Origin of the sequence: Acinetobacter halobius (genome assembly GCF_044130335.1) — a bacterium.
GTDB lineage: Bacteria > Pseudomonadota > Gammaproteobacteria > Pseudomonadales > Moraxellaceae > Acinetobacter.
The window spans coordinates 100,163-121,053 of sequence record NZ_JBIQOD010000007.1 but is presented as its reverse complement, the minus strand read 5'-3'; the positions used below and the strand labels follow the sequence as shown (position 1 = coordinate 121,053).

The following is a 20,891-nucleotide window of genomic DNA, read 5'->3' as shown; positions in this document are numbered from 1 at the left end:
ATCAACTGAAGCATGGGGAGGCACATATACCCCTCATGCTTTTTTATACTACTTGATATCAGCCTAATCGCATTTGGGAGTTAAAAATGGCAAATCTGTTATAGTCTGTTATATTTTTTTCATAAAGAACTGTATCTGTCCATTTATAGCCTAAACCTTAGAATAACAAATATAGATAAAGCGTTGAGGTATTGGAAATGAACTTTTTACTGAAAAAAAATAAAGCTTGGTTTGTATTCTTTATCATTACTTTATATTCATTTCTTGGATTTTTTCTCGGATTCATTATTTGGGAATATGTTCTAAAGTAAAGCTAAACATCACGATGCAAAGGCGCAACAAAAAATGCTTTGTATGATGTTCAAACAGATATTTTTTAAGATTCAACAAAAAAGAATGAGGCCTGTGTTGCTTCATTCTTTTTTATTTGTAGTCTACATTCCAATCATCATCAGCTAAATACATAACACTGTGTATTTAAAGTGCATGATGCGCCTTACATACTTTTCTATCAATGAGTTGATAAAGACTTAAATCACTTCAAAGCCAATACCTGCATGCTGTTTTAAGCGTTCAACATAGCGCTCATCAAACATCGTTGCAGGGGTCCAAAAACCGCCATTTCGTCCCGTTTTCTCGCCATTTTTATGATGATCCAAAACTAAACTTAATGCTGCTTGCCCCAACATTTTTCCTGTTGACCCATAACCTGGATCACGGTCGCCTGTGACTTTGATTCGAAGACTTTGTCCTGCATCTGACTTGCCAATAAATCGTAAATCAAAACGGCCAGAGCGTTGTTGCTCGGGTGTCGGGCCTTCGCCTGGTTTTGGGAGCATATAGCGCTCCATCAATTTACTGACAGGCTTGGTAACCGCTGCAAGCATGAATGCACCTAATCCTGCGACCAAGCTGTAAGCTTTGATACGACCATTCCAACCTTGGCCTGTCAGCATGGCTTCGTTATAGCTAAAGTTTGCCCCATAGGCATTGTTTGCAAGTGCATTTGAACGGTGCACAACCCGTTCATTAACAGCAGACATCACAAAGGGGGCAATCCATGCATCAAAATCGCTGTCAAACTCAGCCGATTTTACATAGTGTTGACGTGCACTGAGCGTATGATTTTGTGGCACAAGGAGGTATGGGTTCACTAACGCTTTGCGCAATGCAGGATCAGCGGCGGCTTCTTGTATGACATTGATTAAACTGGCCACCGTTCCGCCAGAAGCGCCGCCTTTTAAAACTTTCACTCGCATTTTGACGTTGGTTGCTGGGGCATGCCAAAGTTGCTGTGCTTGCTGTTGTAAAAAATACACGCCCATATCAGAAGGGACAGAATCAAAACCGCAACAATGTACAATCCGTGCACCAGAATGTTCGGCTTGGCTTTGATACTTGTCGATCATTTTTTTAATCCATTGTGTTTCACCCGTAAGGTCACAATAGTCTGTACCTGTTTCAACACAGGTCTTGATCATCGGTTCACCGTAAAGTGCATAAGGACCTACGGTTGAAACAACAACACGAGTTTGTTCACACAGCGTGTGAATTGCGTCACTATCATTGACATCTGCAATCATAATGTCCAAATTTTGAGCTTTTTCACCAAGCTTATTTTTTAACGCATTGAGTTTGCTTGATGAACGGCCAGCGATTGTCCACTGAATTTGTTCAGCTGACTCACCTTGCATTGAGAGGTAGTCACTTAGGTAAGTTGTTAAAATTTGTCCAACGAAGCTGGTTGCACCAAATACCACCAAATCATATTTTTTGTTTTTTATTGCCGTCATGGAGAAACTCCTCATGGAATCATGCTTAAAGTCAGTAGTACACCTGTGTTTGCTATAAACACTATAAGCTTTAAGTGAACTTGAATGTCAAGCTGGGAAAAGTGTAAATATTTACAGACATAAAATTGCTATTTATTCGCAATCTTTTACATGAATCACAGCATTAGAAAAGATTTTCACGTGCTGACATTTCAATATAACCTTTCTTTTTCTGACAGTATGCTATGCCATTAACAATAGATATGCTGGATCTTAAGTGCTGCTTTAAGCAGAAGCCAATGATGTAAGTAAGATAGGTAGGCATTACATTCTTAGACATTCGTTACCCATAAAAATGAGAGATTAAACGTGTATTCAGGTATTTTCAGGAAATGTTGACCGTGACCCTAAAATCTTTGACTTTGAATTATTGGTCATTATGCAAAGCTAATCCAAAAATTTAGCATCTAGATGCAAAATCTACTTTAACTATGGATGACCTAAAGATTGCTCATTTCTTATTTTGATCGTGTATAAAAAATCACTTGACATTAAAGTTAACTTTAATCTTAAAGTAGTTATCAGATCAAAAGAGGTGATCATGATGAACATATTTGATGCATTAACCCTACCCAATGGGACAACGATTCCAAACCGCCTTGCTAAAGCGGCAATGGAAGAGAACATGGCAACTTTAGAGCAAGCACCATCACAAGATTTATTTAATCTTTATCATACTTGGGCAGAGGGTGGTGTCGGTTTGATCATTACTGGAAATGTCATGATTGATAGTCGGGCAATGACAGGACCTGGCGGGGTGGTGCTTGAAGATACCGAACATCTTGATCTATTTAAAAAATGGGCAAATATTGGACGTGCCAAAGGTGCTCAATTTTGGTTGCAAATTAATCATCCTGGACGTCAGATGCAGTCGAATATGGGGCAAGACACTTGGGCTCCTTCTGCTGTAGCTTTAGATTTAGGAAAAATGTCGGATAAGTTTGCAACACCAGTTGAAATGACAGAAGTGATGATTGAAGAAGTCATTCAGCGTTTTGCACGCACAGCACAACTGGCTGAGCAGGCAGGTTTTACGGGTGTAGAAATTCATGCTGCACATGGCTATTTACTCAGTCAATTTCTATCACCACTCAGTAACCAGCGCCAAGATCAGTGGGGTGGTTCACTGGAAAATCGTGCTCGAATTTTACTCGAAATTGTGAAAGCGGTACGTGCAGTTGTGTCTGATCAATTTGCAGTTGCGGTAAAACTTAACTCGGCCGACTTTCAGCGTGGTGGCTTTAGTGCAGACGATGCCAAGCAAGTGGTTGAAATGTTGAATGAGCTTGCTGTGGATTTGGTTGAACTATCAGGTGGTAGTTACGAGGCCCCTGCAATGCAAGGCCAAGCCCGTGATGGAAGAACGCTTGCACGTGAAGCTTACTTTTTAGAATTTGCTACAGAAATCCGTAAAATCGCTCGAATGCCGATTATGGTCACTGGGGGAATTCGTCGTCAGCCAGTGGCTGAGCAGGTCGTAAAAAGTGGTGTAGAAATGGTGGGGATTGGGACTGCGCTTGCCTTAGAACCAAATTTACCTAATGCGTGGAAACTAGGTCAAAATCTTGCCCCTGAACTCAAACCAATAGAGTGGGAAAACAAAGCACTCGCTTCAGTTGCCAACTTGTCAACTGTAAAGTTTCAGCTACGCAAATTGAGTCAAGGTAAGAAACCAAACCCTAAAGTATCACCATTTTGGGCATTGATTTTACAGCAACTTGCAATGAGCAAACGTACTAAGCAATATCGTCATCGTATGCAGCGCCGTGCAAAAGCTTCGGTATAAGTCTAAGAGAGCAAACTTCACATAGCATAAAATAGCAGCTTATATTCTGACTAAAAGAGAGTGTAAAAGTCATCATCGTGAGAAATATCAGTCCGTGAATAAACTCACTGGTATTTTTCTATACTCTCTACCGCATGCTTAAATATGATTGATTTTTGTATATCACAGGCTTCAAGTTCACTTGAATATAAAGAGGGTATTTCGTATGAATATTAGTGAGTTGTCGAAACTGAGTGGGTTGAGTACGCCTACAATTCGCTATTATGAGCAAATCCAGTTATTGCCTAAACCTAAGCGTTTATCGAATGGTTACCGTCAATATTCAGAAGAAGATTTAAAACAATTGTATCTGATTAGGCAGGCACAACAAGTTGGCTTTTCCTTAGAAGAGATCAAATCGTTGATCCCTGCAAATATTGCTAACTGGAATCATGACAAATTGATTCAGACCTTGAAGGACAAAGTACAAGAAATTGTAAAAATGCAAAAAATGTTGGCTGAAAATAAAAAGAACTTACTGATCCTGATTGATTCGATACAAAATAAGCCCCAAGACTTAAGCTGCGAAGAAAATGCACACCGACTACTTAATACATACTATGCCGAATCTGAAAGTGAGGCTTAGTTGAACACTTAAATAATGAAAAAGCGAAAGCACAGATAAGGAGAGCAGTTTTTTAAGCGGTATTTTTTTCCAGTAAAAAATCAATGAGCGTCCTTACACGTTTAGACTTTTGACTATTTTGTAAATAGTAGAGATAAACAGGAGGGAATGTTCTCCAGTATGGCTTGAGCACAGGAATAAAGTTTTCTTGATCAGGCTGTTGTTTTAAATTTATTAAAAAAATTCGACCGATACCGATTCCTTGCCGAATTGCATCCATATTGACTTCTATATCATTAGCAACAAAAGAGACAGGCATTTCAACACTAATTTCTTTTCCATCTTCTTGTAAAAGCAATGGAGAAAGCGTATTCGCTGTTGTAAAACGATAGCCGATTAACCGATGTTGTTTTAAATCTACAGGGTTTTGTGGAACCCCATGCTGTTCAAGATAATGTTTTGATGCGAATAATCCTTGAGTTTGTTTGGTTAAAATTTGACGTGCTACCACATGTTCTTCAATTTTATTACCAAAGCGAATACCTAGATCATAGCCCTCTTTTGAAAGGTTGACCGTTCCATCGTTAATCGCAATTTCAAGTTGAATACGTGGGTATCTTTGATAGAACTCACCTAAATAGGGCTGTAAAACACTTAGATAGGCATAACGAGCTGTTGTGATTCGCACAATACCAGCAGGTTCACTCTTTAAGTCTTGAACACTTTCTAGCGCAATCGTTAATGCCTTAATTGGTTCTTGTGTGTTTTGAAACAGATGTTGTCCCGCTTCTGTAAGCTCCAAATGACGTGTGGTGCGATTAAATAAAGGCAAGCCTATAGTTTGCTCAAGTAGTTTTAAGGACTTGCTGACAGCAGGTGGGGCAGTTTCAAGTTGTCGCGCTGCTGCGGCTAAACTTCCCTCGTTGACGATAGCATGGAATACAACCAAATAATTATAAATTGAGCCATTCATATCAATGCACAACTATTAACTTTTAGATACTAATGTAGTGCCAATTACCTGCCTTATCAATCACAATTTTTCTGACTACCATTCATTCCATGTTCAACCCCATGTGGGCTTAAGTGGCAATCTGGTTAAGACAAGCATTGTATGCGTCTCAACAGCGGGCTTAATTTTCTAAAGGTAAATATGATGAAAAAAATACTCGTAATTTCAGGACATCCCAATTTACAAGATTCGGTTGCGAATACAGCCATTCTCAATCACGTAACAACTGCACTCCCTCATGCAAAAATTCGTAAGTTAGATGAACTTTACCCAGATGAAGTTTTCGATATTGAGCTTGAACAACAAGCACTGTTAGCTGCGGACATTATTGTGTGGCAATTTCCATTTCATTGGTATGCATTACCAGCACTGCTTAAAAAATGGCTAGATCAGGTTTTTCTACATGGTTTTTCTCATGGCTCAAATGCGAAATTGGGCGGTAAGCAATTGATTTTGTCCTTTACCACGGGAGCTCCCGAAGTTGCTTATGCGCCAAATGCAATCATGCAACACTCACTTGAAACGCTATTGGCACCCTTCGACAGTCTTGCTGCATTATGCAATTTAGACCTACAAGCACCAGTCTATACAACAGGTGTTAGCTATCTTGCACGTGGCGATGAAAAAGGTTTACAGCAACAGACTATGGCCGCGCAGGAACATGCACAACGTTTAGTGCGCCAAATTGAAAACTTATATTGAGATGTAAATATTCAGTTATTCAGTCTTTACGGCGTGATTTTACTCAGCACTTTAAATTGATACTTATGCTTTAATTTTTTGGAAATGGTTCAAATGTATTTAATCCATGTTTCTGTTGATCTCGGTGAGATCAGCGAGCAATACCATGCTCAACACATTGAATTTTTAAATCAGCAATTTGACAATAAAGTCTTTTTGACTTTTGGTCGAAATCTCTCAAAAAACAGTGCTGGGGTTATTATTGCCCAAGCTGAAAATCAAGATGAATTAGAGCGGATTGTGGCACTAGACCCTTATGTTAAACATCGCTGTGCGATCTATGAAATAGAAGAGTTTTCTCCATTAAAAATTGCAAAAGATTTTCATCTTTTTAAATAATACCGATGGAACATAAAAATGAAGCTAATGAATAAAGTCGCTTTGGTCACGGGAGGAGGCTCTGGCATCGGTCGAAAAATTGCAGAACGTTTAGCCAATGAAGGAGCAAAAGTTTTGATTATGGGACGGACACACGCGCCTTTAGTTGAAACAAGCCAACATCAAAATATTGACTATATCGTTGGTGATATTGCATGTTTGGAAGACATTTCAAACACGATTGCTGAGCTTAAACACCGCTTTGGTCGCTTGGATATTTTAGTGAATAATGCAGGTGTTGCTCCCGTTGCAAGTATCGAAAACTTAGATATTTTATCTTTTGATGCTATTTTTCATATCAATGTTCGTGGTCCTGTGGAGTTTATGCGTCAAAGTTTAGATTTATTGCGGGAGTCCAAAGGAAGCATCATCAATATTGGCTCTTCGGTCAGCCAACGACCACTTGCAAACATGGCTCTATATTCGGCCAGTAAGGCAGCACTTTCAGCAATCACAAAGTCTTTGGCAAGAGAGTTGGCTGTAGAAAAAATTCGAGTAAATGCTGTTTCAGTTGGCCCAATTGATAGCCCAATTTATGAAAAAGCGGATTTATCTTTTGAAGAATCTCAGGCCCATATTGATAAAGTCAGCCAAATGATTCCGTTGGGGCATTTTGGTCAACCTGATGATGTTGCTTCGGTCGTTGCATTTTTAGCATCAGATGAAGCCAGTTTTGTGACTGGCACTGAGTATGCTGTAGATGGTGGTTTTACAGCTTAGTGAATCAATTTATTTGGCCTCAAATCTATAAAAATAACTGAGAAACCAGACATGATCTAGCATAGTTCATGTCTGGTTTTGGCTCTTAAAACTTCCATTGCACCGAGAGCGATGCATTTAAAGGATCGCCTGGTTGAATCCACATATCGCTATAGCTTGCGACATAGTAAGTTTCATCTAAAAGATTATGCACATTGAGCTGATAACGTAGCTGATCTGATGGGGCATAGTAAGCGTTTAAGTTGAGTAACGTATATTCAGGTAAGTTGAAGCCATTATCTGTACTGTGTCCACTACGTTTACCAACATAGACTGCCGTTGCGCCAACTCCAACTTTGTCTGCATTGGCAAGATCCCATTCGTAGTTGCTACTCACAGAACCACTATGTTTTGGCACATTACTCAACCTCGAACCTTTAACAAGGCTCTGGTCTTTTTCCACTTGAGCATCTGTATAGCTATAATTTGCACGGACAGCGAGTCGATCACTCAGTTGGGTTTCAATATCGAACTCTAAGCCTTTACTAGAGACTTCTCCAGCGGTGATCTGATAACTACTATCTGTTGGATCGGTAGTCAGTACATTTTCTTTATCCATTTTAAACAGGGCTAAACTGATTAAACTTTGTGGGTTTATTTGATATTTCCCACCAATTTCATAGCTTTTGCCTTTTTCAGGATTAAAAACATTGCCATTTCTGTCCATTCCACTGTTGAGGGCAAAGGATTTTCCGTAGTTGGCGTACCATGACCAACGATCATTCAGTCGGTAATTCAACCCCAAGCGTGGACTGGTTTGTTGCAAGTCTTGTTGGTTGGATGTATGTGCAAGTTTATTTTGAAAATCTTGGCTAATATGATCAAAACGCGCACCGAACAGCACACTCCATTGATCATTCAGAAAAATTTGATCTTGTAAATTCAGTGCAAAATAGCGTTGCTGTTCTTCGGTATTAATGAAAAGAGGAAGCTCTGGCGAATACTGCCCATAATTTGGATTATAGATATCAATGCTATTTGGCACGCTACTGCTGTGGTTTCGACGCAGTTGTAATTGACGGTACTTCATTTGCCCAAGTTCAGTGCTCAAAAGTACTTCATGGCGTGCCCAGCCTTGTTGGATTTTCCCAAGTAGCTCCGTTTGAAAGAGAATGTCATCACTTTTATTGTCACGATAGCGACGTTGACGTTCTAATGTCCGTCCATCACTCTGAATACGACGAGGTTCACTGGAAAAGCCTTTGAGTTGAGTATCTTTTACGCTGAGTGCATTATTCATTTTCCAGTCATCATTAAACTGATGCGCAAGTCGAAGCTGATAAAAATGATCTTTTTGAATATGATCACCATCATCAGGTTCGCCTGTAAATGTTTTTGGGTCCATCACAAATTTTTTTTGATAACTGCTCACACCACGATCAAAAGTTCCATCTTGTCGGGTAAATTCGCTATCAAAGTCCAATTGGGTCGAATCTGAAATTTTCCATGTAAGTTGAGGGGAGAAAAACCAACGCTCACTGTGCACATGATCACGAAAACTTTGATTATCTTCATGTGCGACCGCAATACGATAAGCCACAGCATCATTTATTGGGCTAGTATGTTCAAAACTGGCACGATACTTTTCTAAACTGTTAGCACGTAAATTAACTTCTGAAGAGCTTTCCCACTGCGGTTTTTTGGTGTTGATATTGAGTAAACCACCAGCTTCCCCGCGACCATATAAAGCAGCCATAGGGCCTTTTAAAAAGTCGAGTGATTCAATATTCACCATGTCTCGCGGCGCACTGAGTCCACGGTTGACACTTAGGCCATTTCTTATAATTTGTGCCCCAATATTTGGGTCTGTACTAAAACCTCTGAATGAGAAGTTATCCCAAAATCCGCCACCATAATTGGTTTGATTATAAACACCACTTACTTGTGTTAGTGCGTCATCAATACGCTGTACATCTTGTTGTTGAATTAGAGCTTTAGATAACAAACTTCGACTGAAAGGTACGTCTAAAATGTCATGAGAAAACTTAGTCATTGCGGTACTTTGTTGCAAGCTTTCATCTTCAGTTTCGGCTTGCAATTGGATGGTCTTGAGTACTTCTGTAGAGGTTTCAGCCCATGTAAAAGAACTTAATAGGCTTAAATATAAACTGGAAGAAAGAAGTGTAAATTTATTCATCATGATGGAGCGTAGTTTAGATGTTGTATTGTTATGTTATAACATTTTGTTGGGTTTGTGTTAGCAATATTGGTTTAATCTCTAAAAAAATTAAATAAATCAAAAAGTATAGAAATAAATATTCATCATGACACAATTAAAAAAATGGGTTTAATTTTTCATTTCATTCTTAGCCATTTATTTAATGTCTGAGCCAAAATTCAGGTTTACTCAGATTACAGATGACGTTGTCAAGTCGTATATTTCTTGTAGACCTTAAGGCCAGACTAAAAGCTGTATGAGATTTTTATTTTTAAGGTTATTTCAAAATTATTTAAAAAGCTGAGATATGTTGAATAATGTGCTTGTTCATTCTAAGAAAATTGTGAATACTCAAGCCGCAAAACTTGGGCTGTAATATTATTTTTTGGGGTTAGCAACTACTGTGAAAACGTATCCTTTTTCTCGTTTACAAAAAGCATTACTGGCGGTTGGTTCATTTTCATGTCTAGGGCTGAACTCGGTATGGGTACATGCGGCAGAAGACAGTGATGTGGCACAACTTGCAACCATAACAGCGACTGCTCAAGCTGAACCAGCTACGTATTATCAACCCAAAATTAATTTGTCTGGTTTTGCCCAGCAAAACCTTGCAGCCATTCCTGCATCTATTAACACCGTTACTGCTGAACTGATAGCAGATCAACATGCGAAAACACTCAGCGATGTAGTAAAAAACGATGCATCTGTTGGTGATGGCTATGCACCGATTGGCTACTATGCAAACTTTGTAATGCGGGGATTTAGCTTAAATGCGGGATCAAGTTATTTACTGAACGGTAATTTGCTTCGTGGTGAGCAAAATGTAGCGCTTGAAAATAAAGAGCAAGTCGAAATACTCAAAGGCATGAGCGCGATTCAAAGTGGGATGTCGACCCCAGGTGGAGTCGTGAATTATGTAAGTAAACGCCCCAAAGATGTCCAATCTTTAACTCTTGAAGCAGATAGTCATGGCGGTAGTCGTGTGGCAACAGACTTTGGTGGATGGCTTGGAGACAATCAACAGTTTGGTTATCGTGTGAATGCAGCGTATGAAGACATTCATCCCTATGTTGAACATGCTGACGGTACACGTTTGTTTGGTTCCTTGGCTTTAGACTGGAAAATTTCAGATCGTTCAAAACTCGAATTTGATCTTGAATCACAGCGTCAAAAACAGCGTTCGGTACCGGGCTATCAGCTATTGGGCGGTGAAACTATACCGACAGGAGTGGAATGGGATCGTTTGCTGGGTTATCAAAGCTGGAGTAAACCTGTCACTAATGAAAGTCTAAATACGAGTCTTAAATATAGTTATCAAATCAATGATAACTGGAGTAGCAATCTGTCGGCTTCACAAAGCCGTGTGGTCGTAGATGATTACTCAGCTTTTGCCTATACCTTTGATACTGATGGTAACTATGACATTTATGATTTCCGCAGCCCAGATGACAGTTATCTCACCCATCAATTTAAAACAGGTTTGAACGGAAAATTCAGCACTGGAGCATGGCAACATAGCCTGAGTTTAGAGTTATCACATGCTTACAAACGTCATACTCAGTATGATGCAATCAATGAATGGATAGGTTCAGGAAATATTGATCATGATCCTATTACCTATACACCTACAGACAAAGCCTTAGGTAATCATTACAAATCATTGGATAGTCAACAAACTGCTTTAAACCTACTAGATCAAATCAAATTGAATGATGCATGGTCAGTTTTGTTGGGCGGTAAGCTTTTACATTTAAATGAAAGTGCCTATGCTGCGGATGGTAACAGTATTCGCGAGACCGACTTTAATCGCTTCTTGCCGCAACTCGCTCTGATGTACCAGCCTTGGCAAAATACTCATCTGTATGCTTCTTATGCAAAAGGGATAAGCGATGGTAGTCAAGCGCCGTGGTATGCCAATAATGCTTATGCTACCTTAGCGCCAAGACATTCAACTCAGTATGAGTTGGGCCTTAAACAGCAATGGCAAACGATGTTGTTCACAGCGGCATTATTCGATTTAAGACAAGACAATCAATATACCAATAGTGCTAGTAATTATGTCACCGATGGTGAACAACACAACTTAGGTTTGGAATTGGGCTTGCAAGGTCGTGTTGCTGAGAATCTAGATATGACATCGACGTTGGCGCTGACCCGTTCACGTTTAGAAAATGTACAAGCAAATGAATATGCAGGGCATCAGACCCAAAACGTACCAAAGCTACGTTTTGCCAGTCATGTGTCTTACCAAATGCCTCAAGTCGAGGGCTTACGTTTACTTGCAGGTATGCAATACAGCAGCAGTAAATACGCCAATAAAACGGGTACTGTTAAAGTTTCAGGCTATACCGTATTCGATGCGGGTGCAGCTTATAACTTCCGTGCTTATGGTTATGAAAATATGCTGCGTCTGAACGTGGACAACCTGTTCAATAAAAAATACTGGCGCGATGCAGGAAGCTTCTTCGGGGATGATTATTTATTTCTGGGCACACCACGTACAGCGCAGTTTTCATGGACTGTGAATTTTTAAGAAATACGTTTAAGTAAATAAAAAAGGCATATTCCACAATATGCCTTTTTTATCTGATGATGAATTGTCTTAGACTTTACTAAAGGGCTCTTTTCAGTCTCTATATTGGTAGCTCAATTATTTTTCGAACTGACTTGAAAGGTAATCACGATTGAGCCATTTCAAAACAACCTGTGTCAATGCTTTGGGCTGTTCCATAGGTATCATGTGTCCCGTATTTTCAATCACAGCCAAGTCGGAACCCTTTATTTGTTGATGTAATTCGTTGGCTTCATCTGCCGAACGGATTTGGTCTTGCTCACTGTAAATAATCAAAGAGGGGCATAAAATTTTTGTTGTATCCTGCTCATTTCTATTCAGCAGAGACTGTCTCACAAAGGTGTCATAGCCTAAATGCTGTCCCATTTTCTGAATCTTATGTATCAGCCTATCATTGTGATTATTTGAAGGGTGCAAGGTTTGCCGAATAGCCGTTGAACTTAAACCTTTAAATGTTTCTTTGGAACTCAGTTTAATCACCATCATTTTCTGCTGTCTTTGCTGTGCTGTATCAGAACGTAGTGAGGATGCAATGAGAATCAATGCAGAAACTTGCTCAGGAAACTGCTCCGCTATAGACCTTGCAACATAGCCACCTAAAGAAAAACCGATCAAGATAAATTTTGGAGGTAAAGAGTGGATCATATATTGAGCAATTTCTGGGATGGAATTTCCATGCGATAAATTGGCTCGAATCATTTGCCATTCTGAGGGCAGCTCCTGCACAAAGTCATCCCATAAAGATTGATCTAACATAAAGCCTGAAATCAAAACTACAGCTAAAGATTGTTTTATCATTGGCTTATTCATTTCTGAGGATGTTTTAAAACCACTAGATATATTGACGAAATAACGCTGCGGCGATGATGCCAGAGGCAATTGCAAGCAATGGCTTTTTCACCACCAACATCACAACAAGCGTCGTTAATAAGGCCAATCGCGCGCCATTATCGCCCTCAACAGCAATCGGAGCTAAAAGTGCGACCAGTACAGAGCCTGACATTGCAGTAATAAACCGTTGAGCAGTATCAGTGATGGGGACATAAGACATAATAAATACGCCACCCCAACGTGTAACCAGTGTGACGAGGGCCATAATTGCGATGATGGTCAACGGATATGCTGTACTTAGCTCTATATTCATATTTTTTTCTCTTTCCACAGCAAACCAATAACACCACCTGCAAGTGCGCCGATGACCACATGACTATTTTTCGGCAAATACCAATAAGCCAATAGTGAAATACAAGCAGATGCAGCCCAAATCAACACCATACGTAGATCTTTTTTTCCACCTACAACCATTGCCAATAAGAAGCAAGACATAACCATATCAAGCCCAAAAGCATTTGGATTTTGAATGCTATGCCCAAAATACAAGCCAAGCCATGTACCTATAATCCATGCGACCCAAAGTGCTAAACCTCCGCCAAATAACAATCCAAAACCAGATTGACCTCGGCTAAAGGCTTGTAAAGATAAAGCCCAGTTTGCATCCGAGATCACAAGCAGAACACCGTATCTTTTCATTGGAGAAAGATGGCGTAACCACGGGTAAAGAGAAGCCCCCATTAAAAGATGACGTGCATTAATAAAGAAAACGGTAATCATCAACGGAAACAATGATATTTGTTCGCCCCATAATTCCAAAGTTGCAAATTGGGAAGCGCCTGCAAAAACCAAGGCGCTCATTAACATACTGGAATCGTTACTTAAACCTGTATGTGTCGAGGCCAATCCAAAGGCTGCACCAAAAATCACAACGAAAAGTGAAATAGGCAATAAGCTTTTAAAGCCAGACCAAACATCTGAAGTGTTGAGGCTATATATCTCTTGGGTTGTATTAGACAAAGCTATTTCCTTTTCATTATCAGTCGTATGTCTCAAGTTAGGGCGTGAGTAGCAGAGTGGCATCAATACAACTTGATACTTTGTAAGACTTGATCTGTTGTAAATTATGCACTTAGAAAGAGAAAAAGAAAAACGCATAAAACTTAAGTATACTATTTGAAAATCGAATAGGTGGGGTGGTCTTGAACTTAAAAGATTTGCAGATTGACTGGTTAAAGTGCTTTGTCACAGTGGTTGATATGGGAACGTTGTCTCATGCCGCTCCTGAGCTTTATCGTTCACAGTCGGCGGTAAGTATGCAGCTCAAAAAACTAGAAGATGCGCTACAGTGTCAACTTCTCATCAGATCACATCGACAGATTGAATTGACCGCTGAAGGGCAGCTTCTTTTAGGTTATGCAAGACGGATTTTGGATTTACATCATGAAACGCAACAAGCTTTTCATAAAGATGAGCTAGTGGGGCGAATTCGACTGGGGGTCCCTGATGATTATGCTGCGCAATATCTCACACCTGTATTAAAGCGCTTTGCACCACGTTATGGAGGCGTTGAAATCGAACTCTATTGTGAACAATCCACTTCTTTGATTCCGCGCGTGGATAGTGGAGACTTGGATTTAGCCTTGATTTCTCGTGATGATCCTCGGCAGGGTACTTTGTTGTTCCACGAACCAATGGTCTGGGTCGGCTCACCACAATTTGATATTTGGAAAAATGACCCGCTACCTATAGCTGTTTATGAAAGTGCTAGTCTAGCTAAACACAGTGCAATTCATTCACTCGCTTTACAGGGACGTCGTTATAAGGTGGTTTATCACAGTTCTAGTTTAGTTGGGCAGATCGCTGCTGTTGAAAGTGGTTTGGCTGTCGCTGTCTTGACCAAATGTAGCGTGCCATCTCATTTAGATATTTTAGGTGCGGAACAGGGTTTAGGGCCTTTGGAGCCGATGGAAGTATCAGTCTATCGTAGTCGTATTTCACAGGGCTCTAAAGCTGTGGATCATCTTTATGAGCTGTTAATTAAAACCTTGCGACAATCAACGGCCTATTAAAAAGTCTGACATTATATTTGAAAGAAAAAAGTATATGAATAGGTTAAATGTCTATATGTATTTTCAACATTTTGAGTGTATACAGATCCCTATAGATATTCATGATGTTGGGTTTTAGTATCCACTTGAGTTAAAGGCAGTTTGTTAATGCAGTGTTAAAATACACTTTTAACTTACGTGGATACTGATATAAATACTCAGCAGTCTTACTCAGGTTGTACACCACAGGTATTAATGGTCATTGCTACCATGACGTAATGACCAACTAACATACAAAATTCAACAACTTGGTCATCATTAAAGTATTTTTTGAGCTGCTGAAATTGTGTGTTATTTAAAGTTTTATCCGTGAGTAAAGCATCTACACTGTTGATCATCGTAGTGAGTTTGTCATCCCATAATTCAGAATGATCTAGCGTAATAGATTCAACAATACGATTTTCAATACCGAGTTCTGCTGCAAAATGGGTATGGTGTTTCCATTCATAAGAACACTGTAGTTTCCAAGCAATTCTAAGGATAATTAGCTCTTTATCAACGCGACCAATATTTCCTTTAAATAAAATACTTTTCATAAAAAAAAGATAATTGGGAAATAGTTTATCTAAACGAGCCAATACACCAAACACATTCAGTGGTACTTCAGACTTTGCGCCATATTGCGTGACTTTAAGAAAAACCTTCTGCGTGAGATTGGACTGAGAAAGGGATAATGGTGCAATTCGAACTTGCTCATTTTTCCATTTTGGTGGGGTAATGTTTAAAGCATTCATCGTTTACTCCTTAAAATTTATAGGCAATTTTTAATGCATAGGCCCATGCAGTGCTGTCTTTAAATTCAGCAATATAGTTGTCAGTACCTTTTTGGCTAGCAGATTGGATTTTGCCATCACCGAACATAAAGTAACGAACTCCTAAGCTGATGTCGTAATTGCTAGCAGGGCTGAATTTTGCACCGAGTCCGACATTCCAGTAACCATCCACAGGGCCAAGCATAGATACAGGTTCACCCGTACCACTGTCCCAGCCTAAAGAAACGCTACCTACAAATTTCTCATGCAGTTTTCGAGCAACCCCGACAGTTACAGAATATTGATCTTCTGGATATTCCAGCAGATTTAGACCATTACTCAGTTTTCCAAACCAATATGGTTGAATGGTAAAATCTTTCCAATTAACCCAGCGTAGTTGGGTAAATGCTAGGGTATTGTGTGCGATTCCTGTTTGAAGGTCTAAATTGACAGATTGAGGGGTTTCGATGGTTGTTTTGCCCGTATTGGGTAGGTCAGACAAAACGGCACTTGCACGAGTCTCTTTAATATCCAAATCATGTTCGATTTTAGAACGATAGGTTAGAGATGTTTTGAGGGCAATTTCTGGGATTTCATAACTCAAACCAGTCACCCAGCCAACACCATTACTGTCATTGACTTCAATGTTGTACAAACCAAATGCTGCGGGGCCACCATTGGCATAACCGCGTAGTTTTGCTGATGCCGAAACGGTCTGATACGCAGGGCCTGCATAGATTTGAAAGCGGTCATTGAGTTTATAACCAAGTAACATCGTGAGATTTTCTGTACTGACTTCTGCCTGTGTAGCTTCACCATTGAGGCTAAATACAGGTGCTTGCTGTACTGGATATTCTGAATCTGTTCCAAAAGGTTGATCATAAAGTAAGCCAAATGCCAAGCGATCTGTGAGTTGAAATTTCAGCCCAGCAAATGGAGCATAGTAGCCTTTACCAATGTTTGAGATTTCTGCATTTGCGCCAACAGGGAAGTTAGGGCTAACTTGACCTTCTGCTGTCGGTGATAAAACAGATATCCCCGCTTCAAAATAATTATTGGGTTGCAAAAAAGCAGCAACAGATTGTGTGGTTCGTTCCAATCCTGCTGCTGTGGCTAAACTAAAAGGTAAAAGGCTGAGACTCATGCTTGTGAGGATATAATGTACGAGAGCAGTTTTCTTCATGTTGAATTCCTTAACTTTATTTTTGGTCTTGCTCCTCAAGACTAGTCATCAGTTTAAGGTGTGCTGATTTAGAGAAATGGTGCTATCGTCTCAACCCAATAGTGCTAGCGTCTCAAATTGGGTGCTTTGCCATTGTTTAGGGGGCATACCGAAGTAATCTTGAAAAGACTTAATAAAGTTAGAAGGATGACTAAAACCGAGGGTATAAGCCAAGTGGCTTACCGTTCCTTTGTTTTGTAGAAGATATTTACTGGCAAAGTCCATACGCACTTGCTGAATCAGATCTTCATAGTTGGTGTGATAGACATGCAACTTTCTAAAAAAAGTACTGCGTGAGGTAAATAACAATGCTGCGAGATCTTCAGCTTTTAACGGTTGATGAAGATGGCTATGAATCAAACTGAGCACTCTAAATATCCAATATTTTTTAACCCTAAAAAAATCTTTAAATTGTGATTCTGCCTGTTGTTTTAATTGCAAAAATTCAGATGAACTATTAGAACTTACAGCTTGTCCAATGTTTGAGCTATGTTTAGGATCATGGATAATAAGTTGTGTTTCAGGTTGATTCCATGAAATTGAACAGGGTAGAAAATGGAGTTGTTTGGCATGGCTCGGTATTGAAAACTCAAAATGGAGCTGTAAGTTCTCAATATCAAACAATTGGCTAAGCAGTCGAATGAGTAAGATGCTGATGACTTCCTGACTATATTGATAAATGTCCCCTAGAGGGATCATTTTACGATAGCGAATCACAAAATAATCTTGATCCTTTTCAACCTTAAACCATAATGCAGGATCAATTAGCACGCTATATCTTTCCAATACATAGAGTGCATCCTTGAGTGTTGGACAGTGCTGTAATAGTTGACCAACAAGGCCTAAATCCTGTAATTGAATATGCTGTCCGACTTTGATGGACAATTGATTCAAATCAAGTGCTGAGAGGCAATTTCCCACCAAAATACTCATTTCTGAATAGGTCAATTTAAAATGAGGATCACGTAATTGCTGAATACACAGTTCTAATTGTGCAAAAATCACATCTTCAGAAATATGCTCTTGCAGACACAGCTCTACGATCGCCCGAGGAATATAACTCGGTAAGAACGATTCATGAAAATCAATGTGCATCTTTAGACCTCTTCTGATTGAACTAAACGGTGTTCATGGCTGAGAGGTTCTAAGCGTTGAATGAGTAGACCAAAAATAAAAGAAAATACATACATAAACAGTGAATACACTGCCGCAGGCATTGCAATGGTGGTATTCATCAGCACAGTTAGCGCAATTGTCATTGCCAAAGTGCTGTTATGTAAGCCAATTTCAAAGGCGCAAGCACGGGCTTGGTAGCTATTAATCTTAAACAAACGAGGGACAAAATAACCCACAGCCAAACTAGAAAAACAAAATAAAGCACTGGCAATACCGACTTGTTCGAGATAATTAGCAAGGTTTTGACGCTCTAAGAAAATCGCACCAGAGACGATCAAGATCAGAAAAATCACTGAGAAAATTTTTACAGGTTTTTCTAATTTGTGCGCAATATTGGGAGAAAGGTGTCGAATGCACATACCAATAATGACAGGCACAATAATAATCAGAAACACTTGGATGATTTTACTGAATTGTAAGCCCAGTACTTGATGATTCTCTGAAAAGAATGCAATTGCAAAATTAGCAATCAGAGGTAGTGTAAAGGCAGCCAAGACTGAGTTGATGGCTGTTAAAGAAATATTAAGTGCAACATCACCTTTGAATAAATGGCTATATAGATTCGCTGTTGGCCCACCAGGTGTCGCAGAAAGTAGCATTAAACCAATGGCTAGCAATGGGGGAAGTTTTAATACATGACAAATGGTAAAGGCGATGCCTACCAAGAGTACCAATTGACAAAATAAGGCCACTAAAATGGCTTTAGGATGTTTGCTGACACGTGAAAAATCTTTAGGTGTTAATTCTAAGCCTAAGCCGACCATAATAATCGCCAATGCTGTTGGCAAAAGAACGGTAATAATACTGAGCTGTCCCATGCGTTTATCCTAACTGGGATACAGCAAACGCAATCCTTGCGAGTTGAACGGTCATAATGGACTGTTTTCATGATTATTCGATTTTACTTATTTCGATGCTAAGTAATTGGACGAATAATAGATTGTACGCTTTGCTGAATCACTTCATGCTGAAGAGTGCTTTGCAATCAAAATTAATGTTTAGGCAAAGCACCAAAAATAAGAAAAATAAATACGGTTTATAAGTTTCTAGCTATTCATCACAGTGAATGGCTTATCTACAAATGTATTGAGCAATACCCATTTTTCTTTCCAAATCTGTTGCTGAATTTCTGATTGTGAATTCAGTATTAAATACATTAACGCAAGTTTAATTGCGTTAGCAATAGGCTATGCTATATTTAATGCAAGTTTTATTGCTTTAATTGGGTTGAATATATGAGTAATGTCGACAAGGTGCCTACTGCACTGATCGTAGAAGGCGGTGGTTTACGTGGGATATTTTCAGCAGGTGTGCTAGATGCTTTTATTGAAAATAACTTCTATCCCTTTGAAATTTATATCGGTGTTTCTTCAGGATCGGGTGTTATTGCCAGTTATTTATCAGGAAAATTAGGACGCATGTCAGCAGTTTTTTCTGATTATGCACGGCGACCACAAAGTATATCTATTGCTCGCTTTCTAAGTGGTGGTCATCTGATGGATTTGGATTGGCTATGGGAGATTACACTCAAAGAGTTACCGCTTGATTATGATGCAATTTTTGAACGAAAGTCGAAGTTTCTGATTGGCTTAACCTCTGTTACAGCGGGGGGCGCAGTATATATGCAACCAACACCTGAAAATTTTATTGATTTGGTAAAAGCGTCCTGTGCTATTCCAATGGTTTATCGAAATTTTCCTTTGATTGATACTCAGCCGATGGTTGATGGGAGTATTGCGGATTCACTTCCAGTACAAGCAGCGATTGCACAAGGTGCTCAGCGAATTATGGTGATTCGATCTCGACATCAGCATTATCAGAAAACATGGAATCCCATCACACATCTCGTGGCTGCCTATGCTTTACGAAAAAGCCCAGCACTCAAAGCGACTTTCGCACAACGTACCACTCGCTATAATCAAACTCTTGCACTCATGCGAAATCCGCCATTGGGTGTGGAAATCCTAGAAATATGTCCACCAAAGGCATACAAAGCAAGTCTATTTGGGCGAAGTGCCGTACATTTGGAACATGGTTATGCGCTTGGATTAAAAGCAGGTCAGCAAGCAATCGCGCAATGGAAAAATCGTATGTAGGCAGACAGCATTACACGTTGCTTTTTCTATAACCTACTACTCATACTTAGGTTGAATTAGTATGATTAATATTAAATGCTTGTGGTGTTTGACTTAAATATTAATCTAAGACTTTAAATAAATCCCGATCACGTAAAATCGACTGTACACGCTGCTGAATCATTTCATCACTGATTGGTCGCTGTAATAAAAAATAATGGGTCAGTAAAGGTCCAACGACCTCTGAAAAAACGCGATATTGATCATATTTTTTTGGCCATTCACCACGTTCTATCGCATGTTCAAAAATACTTTGACCAATGCGGATCCGATCTTCCCAAAGTTGAAGATTGAGTGCTTTAAACTCAGGAACAGTATGGGCTGTAAATCCAAGAAAAATCAGTGTACTTCCAATCGGTGTTTGAATGAGCTGCACGATGGAACGCATATTGTGTTCTAAATCTTTGACCAAACTTCCTGAGTCAATTGTTGTCAATTGTGAGTTTGCAAACTCGGAAATCGTATCCAAAATTAATTCTTCACGTGTCGGCCAGCGGCGATAAATCGTAGTTTCATGTACTTCAGCACGTTTTGCCACAGCAGCAATGCTAAACGCCAAATATCCATTTTCGCTGAGCTCTAATAACGCTTTTTCCAATACTGTATTTCTGACTCGGGCACTACGTCCTCCTGTACGGCGTTTCACTTCAGGTTGCTCAGTTTCTTTCTTTGATTCAGTCATTACAAATAATTTTCCAGCATGGTTTGCTCTATAAGTTCAATATCTTAAAGCAAAAATCCTCATTTTCCGTATTCATTATGAATCTGGTACGAAATAAATTAACGCAAGTGCACTTGCATTAACAAGGTATTTTGTTATAT

At 39.5% G+C, this 20,891-nt stretch carries 20 protein-coding genes; 9 read left to right on the top strand and 11 right to left on the bottom strand.

What is annotated here, in order from left to right:
• Positions 1 to 197: 197 nt before the first annotated feature.
• The gene (locus tag ACE01U_RS08400) at positions 198 to 311 is read left to right on the top strand and encodes a hypothetical protein (RefSeq protein WP_086210914.1); all 114 of its coding nucleotides are present in this window, start codon (positions 198 to 200) and stop codon (positions 309 to 311) included.
• A 219-nt stretch (positions 312 to 530) separates the two neighbouring features.
• On the opposite strand, the gene ACE01U_RS08395 is transcribed toward ACE01U_RS08400, so the two are convergent.
• Entirely contained in the window at positions 531 to 1,784 is a 1,254-nt protein-coding gene (locus ACE01U_RS08395) for a saccharopine dehydrogenase family protein (RefSeq protein ID WP_395579205.1), read from the bottom strand.
• Between the two features lie 592 nt (positions 1,785 to 2,376).
• Between ACE01U_RS08395 and ACE01U_RS08390 the strand changes: the two genes are divergently transcribed.
• A complete protein-coding gene (locus ACE01U_RS08390; protein ID WP_395579204.1) occupies positions 2,377 to 3,618 on the top strand; it encodes an NADH:flavin oxidoreductase/NADH oxidase family protein in 1,242 nt (413 codons plus the stop codon).
• A gap of 205 nt (positions 3,619 to 3,823) precedes the next feature.
• The gene (locus tag ACE01U_RS08385) at positions 3,824 to 4,243 is read left to right on the top strand and encodes a MerR family transcriptional regulator (protein ID WP_395579186.1); all 420 of its coding nucleotides are present in this window, start codon (positions 3,824 to 3,826) and stop codon (positions 4,241 to 4,243) included.
• A 52-nt stretch (positions 4,244 to 4,295) separates the two neighbouring features.
• Here the strand turns inward: ACE01U_RS08385 and ACE01U_RS08380 are convergent, their stop codons facing one another.
• Positions 4,296 to 5,195, bottom strand: coding sequence for a LysR family transcriptional regulator (locus tag ACE01U_RS08380; protein ID WP_395579185.1), 900 nt, complete (start codon positions 5,193 to 5,195; stop codon positions 4,296 to 4,298).
• Positions 5,196 to 5,378: 183 nt separating this feature from the next.
• Here ACE01U_RS08380 and ACE01U_RS08375 point away from each other — a divergent pair, with 183 nt between their 5' ends.
• The 3 genes from ACE01U_RS08375 (at position 5,379) to ACE01U_RS08365 (ending at position 7,073) form a co-directional block, all read left to right on the top strand.
• On the top strand, positions 5,379 to 5,936 hold the full coding sequence (locus tag ACE01U_RS08375; RefSeq protein ID WP_291374107.1) for an NAD(P)H-dependent oxidoreductase: 558 nt from the start codon (positions 5,379 to 5,381) through the stop codon (positions 5,934 to 5,936).
• A gap of 93 nt (positions 5,937 to 6,029) precedes the next feature.
• Complete coding sequence (locus ACE01U_RS08370; RefSeq protein ID WP_291374106.1) at positions 6,030 to 6,314, top strand: YciI family protein; 285 nt, start codon at positions 6,030 to 6,032, stop codon at positions 6,312 to 6,314.
• A gap of 18 nt (positions 6,315 to 6,332) precedes the next feature.
• Positions 6,333 to 7,073: an SDR family NAD(P)-dependent oxidoreductase gene (locus ACE01U_RS08365; RefSeq protein WP_395579184.1), complete on the top strand. Its 741-nt coding sequence runs from the start codon at positions 6,333 to 6,335 to the stop codon at positions 7,071 to 7,073.
• An 85-nt stretch (positions 7,074 to 7,158) separates the two neighbouring features.
• Here the strand turns inward: ACE01U_RS08365 and ACE01U_RS08360 are convergent, their stop codons facing one another.
• Positions 7,159 to 9,252, bottom strand: a complete 2,094-nt coding sequence (locus ACE01U_RS08360; protein WP_395579183.1) for a TonB-dependent siderophore receptor — start codon at positions 9,250 to 9,252, stop codon at positions 7,159 to 7,161.
• A 421-nt stretch (positions 9,253 to 9,673) separates the two neighbouring features.
• Between ACE01U_RS08360 and ACE01U_RS08355 the strand changes: the two genes are divergently transcribed.
• Entirely contained in the window at positions 9,674 to 11,803 is a 2,130-nt protein-coding gene (locus ACE01U_RS08355; protein ID WP_395579182.1) for a TonB-dependent siderophore receptor, read from the top strand.
• Positions 11,804 to 11,920: 117 nt separating this feature from the next.
• Here the strand turns inward: ACE01U_RS08355 and ACE01U_RS08350 are convergent, their stop codons facing one another.
• From ACE01U_RS08350 to ACE01U_RS08340, 3 genes are read right to left on the bottom strand one after another with little or no spacing between them, the layout of a single operon-like run.
• Positions 11,921 to 12,640: an alpha/beta fold hydrolase gene (locus ACE01U_RS08350; RefSeq protein ID WP_395579181.1), complete on the bottom strand. Its 720-nt coding sequence runs from the start codon at positions 12,638 to 12,640 to the stop codon at positions 11,921 to 11,923.
• A 34-nt stretch (positions 12,641 to 12,674) separates the two neighbouring features.
• Positions 12,675 to 12,986 (bottom strand): AzlD family protein, encoded by a 312-nt coding sequence (locus tag ACE01U_RS08345; protein WP_110975074.1) that lies wholly within the window; start codon positions 12,984 to 12,986, stop codon positions 12,675 to 12,677.
• Complete coding sequence (locus tag ACE01U_RS08340) at positions 12,983 to 13,693, bottom strand: AzlC family ABC transporter permease (protein ID WP_086210497.1); 711 nt, start codon at positions 13,691 to 13,693, stop codon at positions 12,983 to 12,985. The genes ACE01U_RS08345 and ACE01U_RS08340 overlap by 4 nt, the downstream gene beginning before the upstream one ends.
• A 182-nt stretch (positions 13,694 to 13,875) precedes the next feature.
• On the opposite strand from ACE01U_RS08340, the gene ACE01U_RS08335 reads away from it, so the two are divergent.
• The gene (locus ACE01U_RS08335) at positions 13,876 to 14,745 is read left to right on the top strand and encodes a LysR family transcriptional regulator (RefSeq protein ID WP_086210498.1); all 870 of its coding nucleotides are present in this window, start codon (positions 13,876 to 13,878) and stop codon (positions 14,743 to 14,745) included.
• A gap of 206 nt (positions 14,746 to 14,951) precedes the next feature.
• Here ACE01U_RS08335 and ACE01U_RS08330 read toward each other — a convergent pair whose 3' ends face one another.
• The 4 genes from ACE01U_RS08330 to ACE01U_RS08315 all read right to left on the bottom strand — a co-directional run bounded on the left by ACE01U_RS08330 (position 14,952) and on the right by ACE01U_RS08315 (position 18,752).
• Entirely contained in the window at positions 14,952 to 15,518 is a 567-nt protein-coding gene (locus tag ACE01U_RS08330; RefSeq protein ID WP_395579180.1) for a carboxymuconolactone decarboxylase family protein, read from the bottom strand.
• A gap of 10 nt (positions 15,519 to 15,528) precedes the next feature.
• Positions 15,529 to 16,719: an OmpP1/FadL family transporter gene (locus ACE01U_RS08325; protein ID WP_395579179.1), complete on the bottom strand. Its 1,191-nt coding sequence runs from the start codon at positions 16,717 to 16,719 to the stop codon at positions 15,529 to 15,531.
• A 90-nt stretch (positions 16,720 to 16,809) separates the two neighbouring features.
• Entirely contained in the window at positions 16,810 to 17,853 is a 1,044-nt protein-coding gene (locus ACE01U_RS08320; RefSeq protein WP_395579178.1) for a helix-turn-helix transcriptional regulator, read from the bottom strand.
• Between the two features lie 2 nt (positions 17,854 to 17,855).
• A complete protein-coding gene (locus ACE01U_RS08315) occupies positions 17,856 to 18,752 on the bottom strand; it encodes a bile acid:sodium symporter family protein (RefSeq protein WP_395579177.1) in 897 nt (298 codons plus the stop codon).
• 417 nt (positions 18,753 to 19,169) lie between these two features.
• On the opposite strand from ACE01U_RS08315, the gene ACE01U_RS08310 reads away from it, so the two are divergent.
• A complete protein-coding gene (locus tag ACE01U_RS08310) occupies positions 19,170 to 20,030 on the top strand; it encodes a patatin-like phospholipase family protein (RefSeq protein WP_395579176.1) in 861 nt (286 codons plus the stop codon).
• A 100-nt stretch (positions 20,031 to 20,130) separates the two neighbouring features.
• Here the strand turns inward: ACE01U_RS08310 and ACE01U_RS08305 are convergent, their stop codons facing one another.
• A complete protein-coding gene (locus ACE01U_RS08305; RefSeq protein WP_395579175.1) occupies positions 20,131 to 20,751 on the bottom strand; it encodes a TetR/AcrR family transcriptional regulator in 621 nt (206 codons plus the stop codon).
• Positions 20,752 to 20,891: the final 140 nt, after the last annotated feature.

Bases quoted from the DNA above. Each gene is read 5' to 3' on its own strand.
- ACE01U_RS08315 (WP_395579177.1), bottom strand. From the start codon at position 18,752: ATGGGACAGCTCAGTATTATTACCGTTCTTTTGCCAACAGCATTGGCG.
- ACE01U_RS08345 (WP_110975074.1), bottom strand. From the start codon at position 12,986: ATGAATATAGAGCTAAGTACAGCATATCCGTTGACCATCATCGCAATT.
- ACE01U_RS08330 (WP_395579180.1), bottom strand. From the start codon at position 15,518: ATGAATGCTTTAAACATTACCCCACCAAAATGGAAAAATGAGCAAGTT.
- ACE01U_RS08305 (WP_395579175.1), bottom strand. From the start codon at position 20,751: ATGACTGAATCAAAGAAAGAAACTGAGCAACCTGAAGTGAAACGCCGT.
- ACE01U_RS08320 (WP_395579178.1), bottom strand. From the start codon at position 17,853: ATGCACATTGATTTTCATGAATCGTTCTTACCGAGTTATATTCCTCGG.
- ACE01U_RS08390 (WP_395579204.1), top strand. From the start codon at position 2,377: ATGAACATATTTGATGCATTAACCCTACCCAATGGGACAACGATTCCA.
- ACE01U_RS08380 (WP_395579185.1), bottom strand. From the start codon at position 5,195: ATGAATGGCTCAATTTATAATTATTTGGTTGTATTCCATGCTATCGTC.
- ACE01U_RS08370 (WP_291374106.1), top strand. From the start codon at position 6,030: ATGTATTTAATCCATGTTTCTGTTGATCTCGGTGAGATCAGCGAGCAA.
- ACE01U_RS08350 (WP_395579181.1), bottom strand. From the start codon at position 12,640: ATGATAAAACAATCTTTAGCTGTAGTTTTGATTTCAGGCTTTATGTTA.
- ACE01U_RS08325 (WP_395579179.1), bottom strand. From the start codon at position 16,719: ATGAAGAAAACTGCTCTCGTACATTATATCCTCACAAGCATGAGTCTC.
- ACE01U_RS08400 (WP_086210914.1), top strand. From the start codon at position 198: ATGAACTTTTTACTGAAAAAAAATAAAGCTTGGTTTGTATTCTTTATC.
- ACE01U_RS08360 (WP_395579183.1), bottom strand. From the start codon at position 9,252: ATGATGAATAAATTTACACTTCTTTCTTCCAGTTTATATTTAAGCCTA.
- ACE01U_RS08310 (WP_395579176.1), top strand. From the start codon at position 19,170: ATGAGTAATGTCGACAAGGTGCCTACTGCACTGATCGTAGAAGGCGGT.
- ACE01U_RS08385 (WP_395579186.1), top strand. From the start codon at position 3,824: ATGAATATTAGTGAGTTGTCGAAACTGAGTGGGTTGAGTACGCCTACA.
- ACE01U_RS08375 (WP_291374107.1), top strand. From the start codon at position 5,379: ATGAAAAAAATACTCGTAATTTCAGGACATCCCAATTTACAAGATTCG.
- ACE01U_RS08365 (WP_395579184.1), top strand. From the start codon at position 6,333: ATGAAGCTAATGAATAAAGTCGCTTTGGTCACGGGAGGAGGCTCTGGC.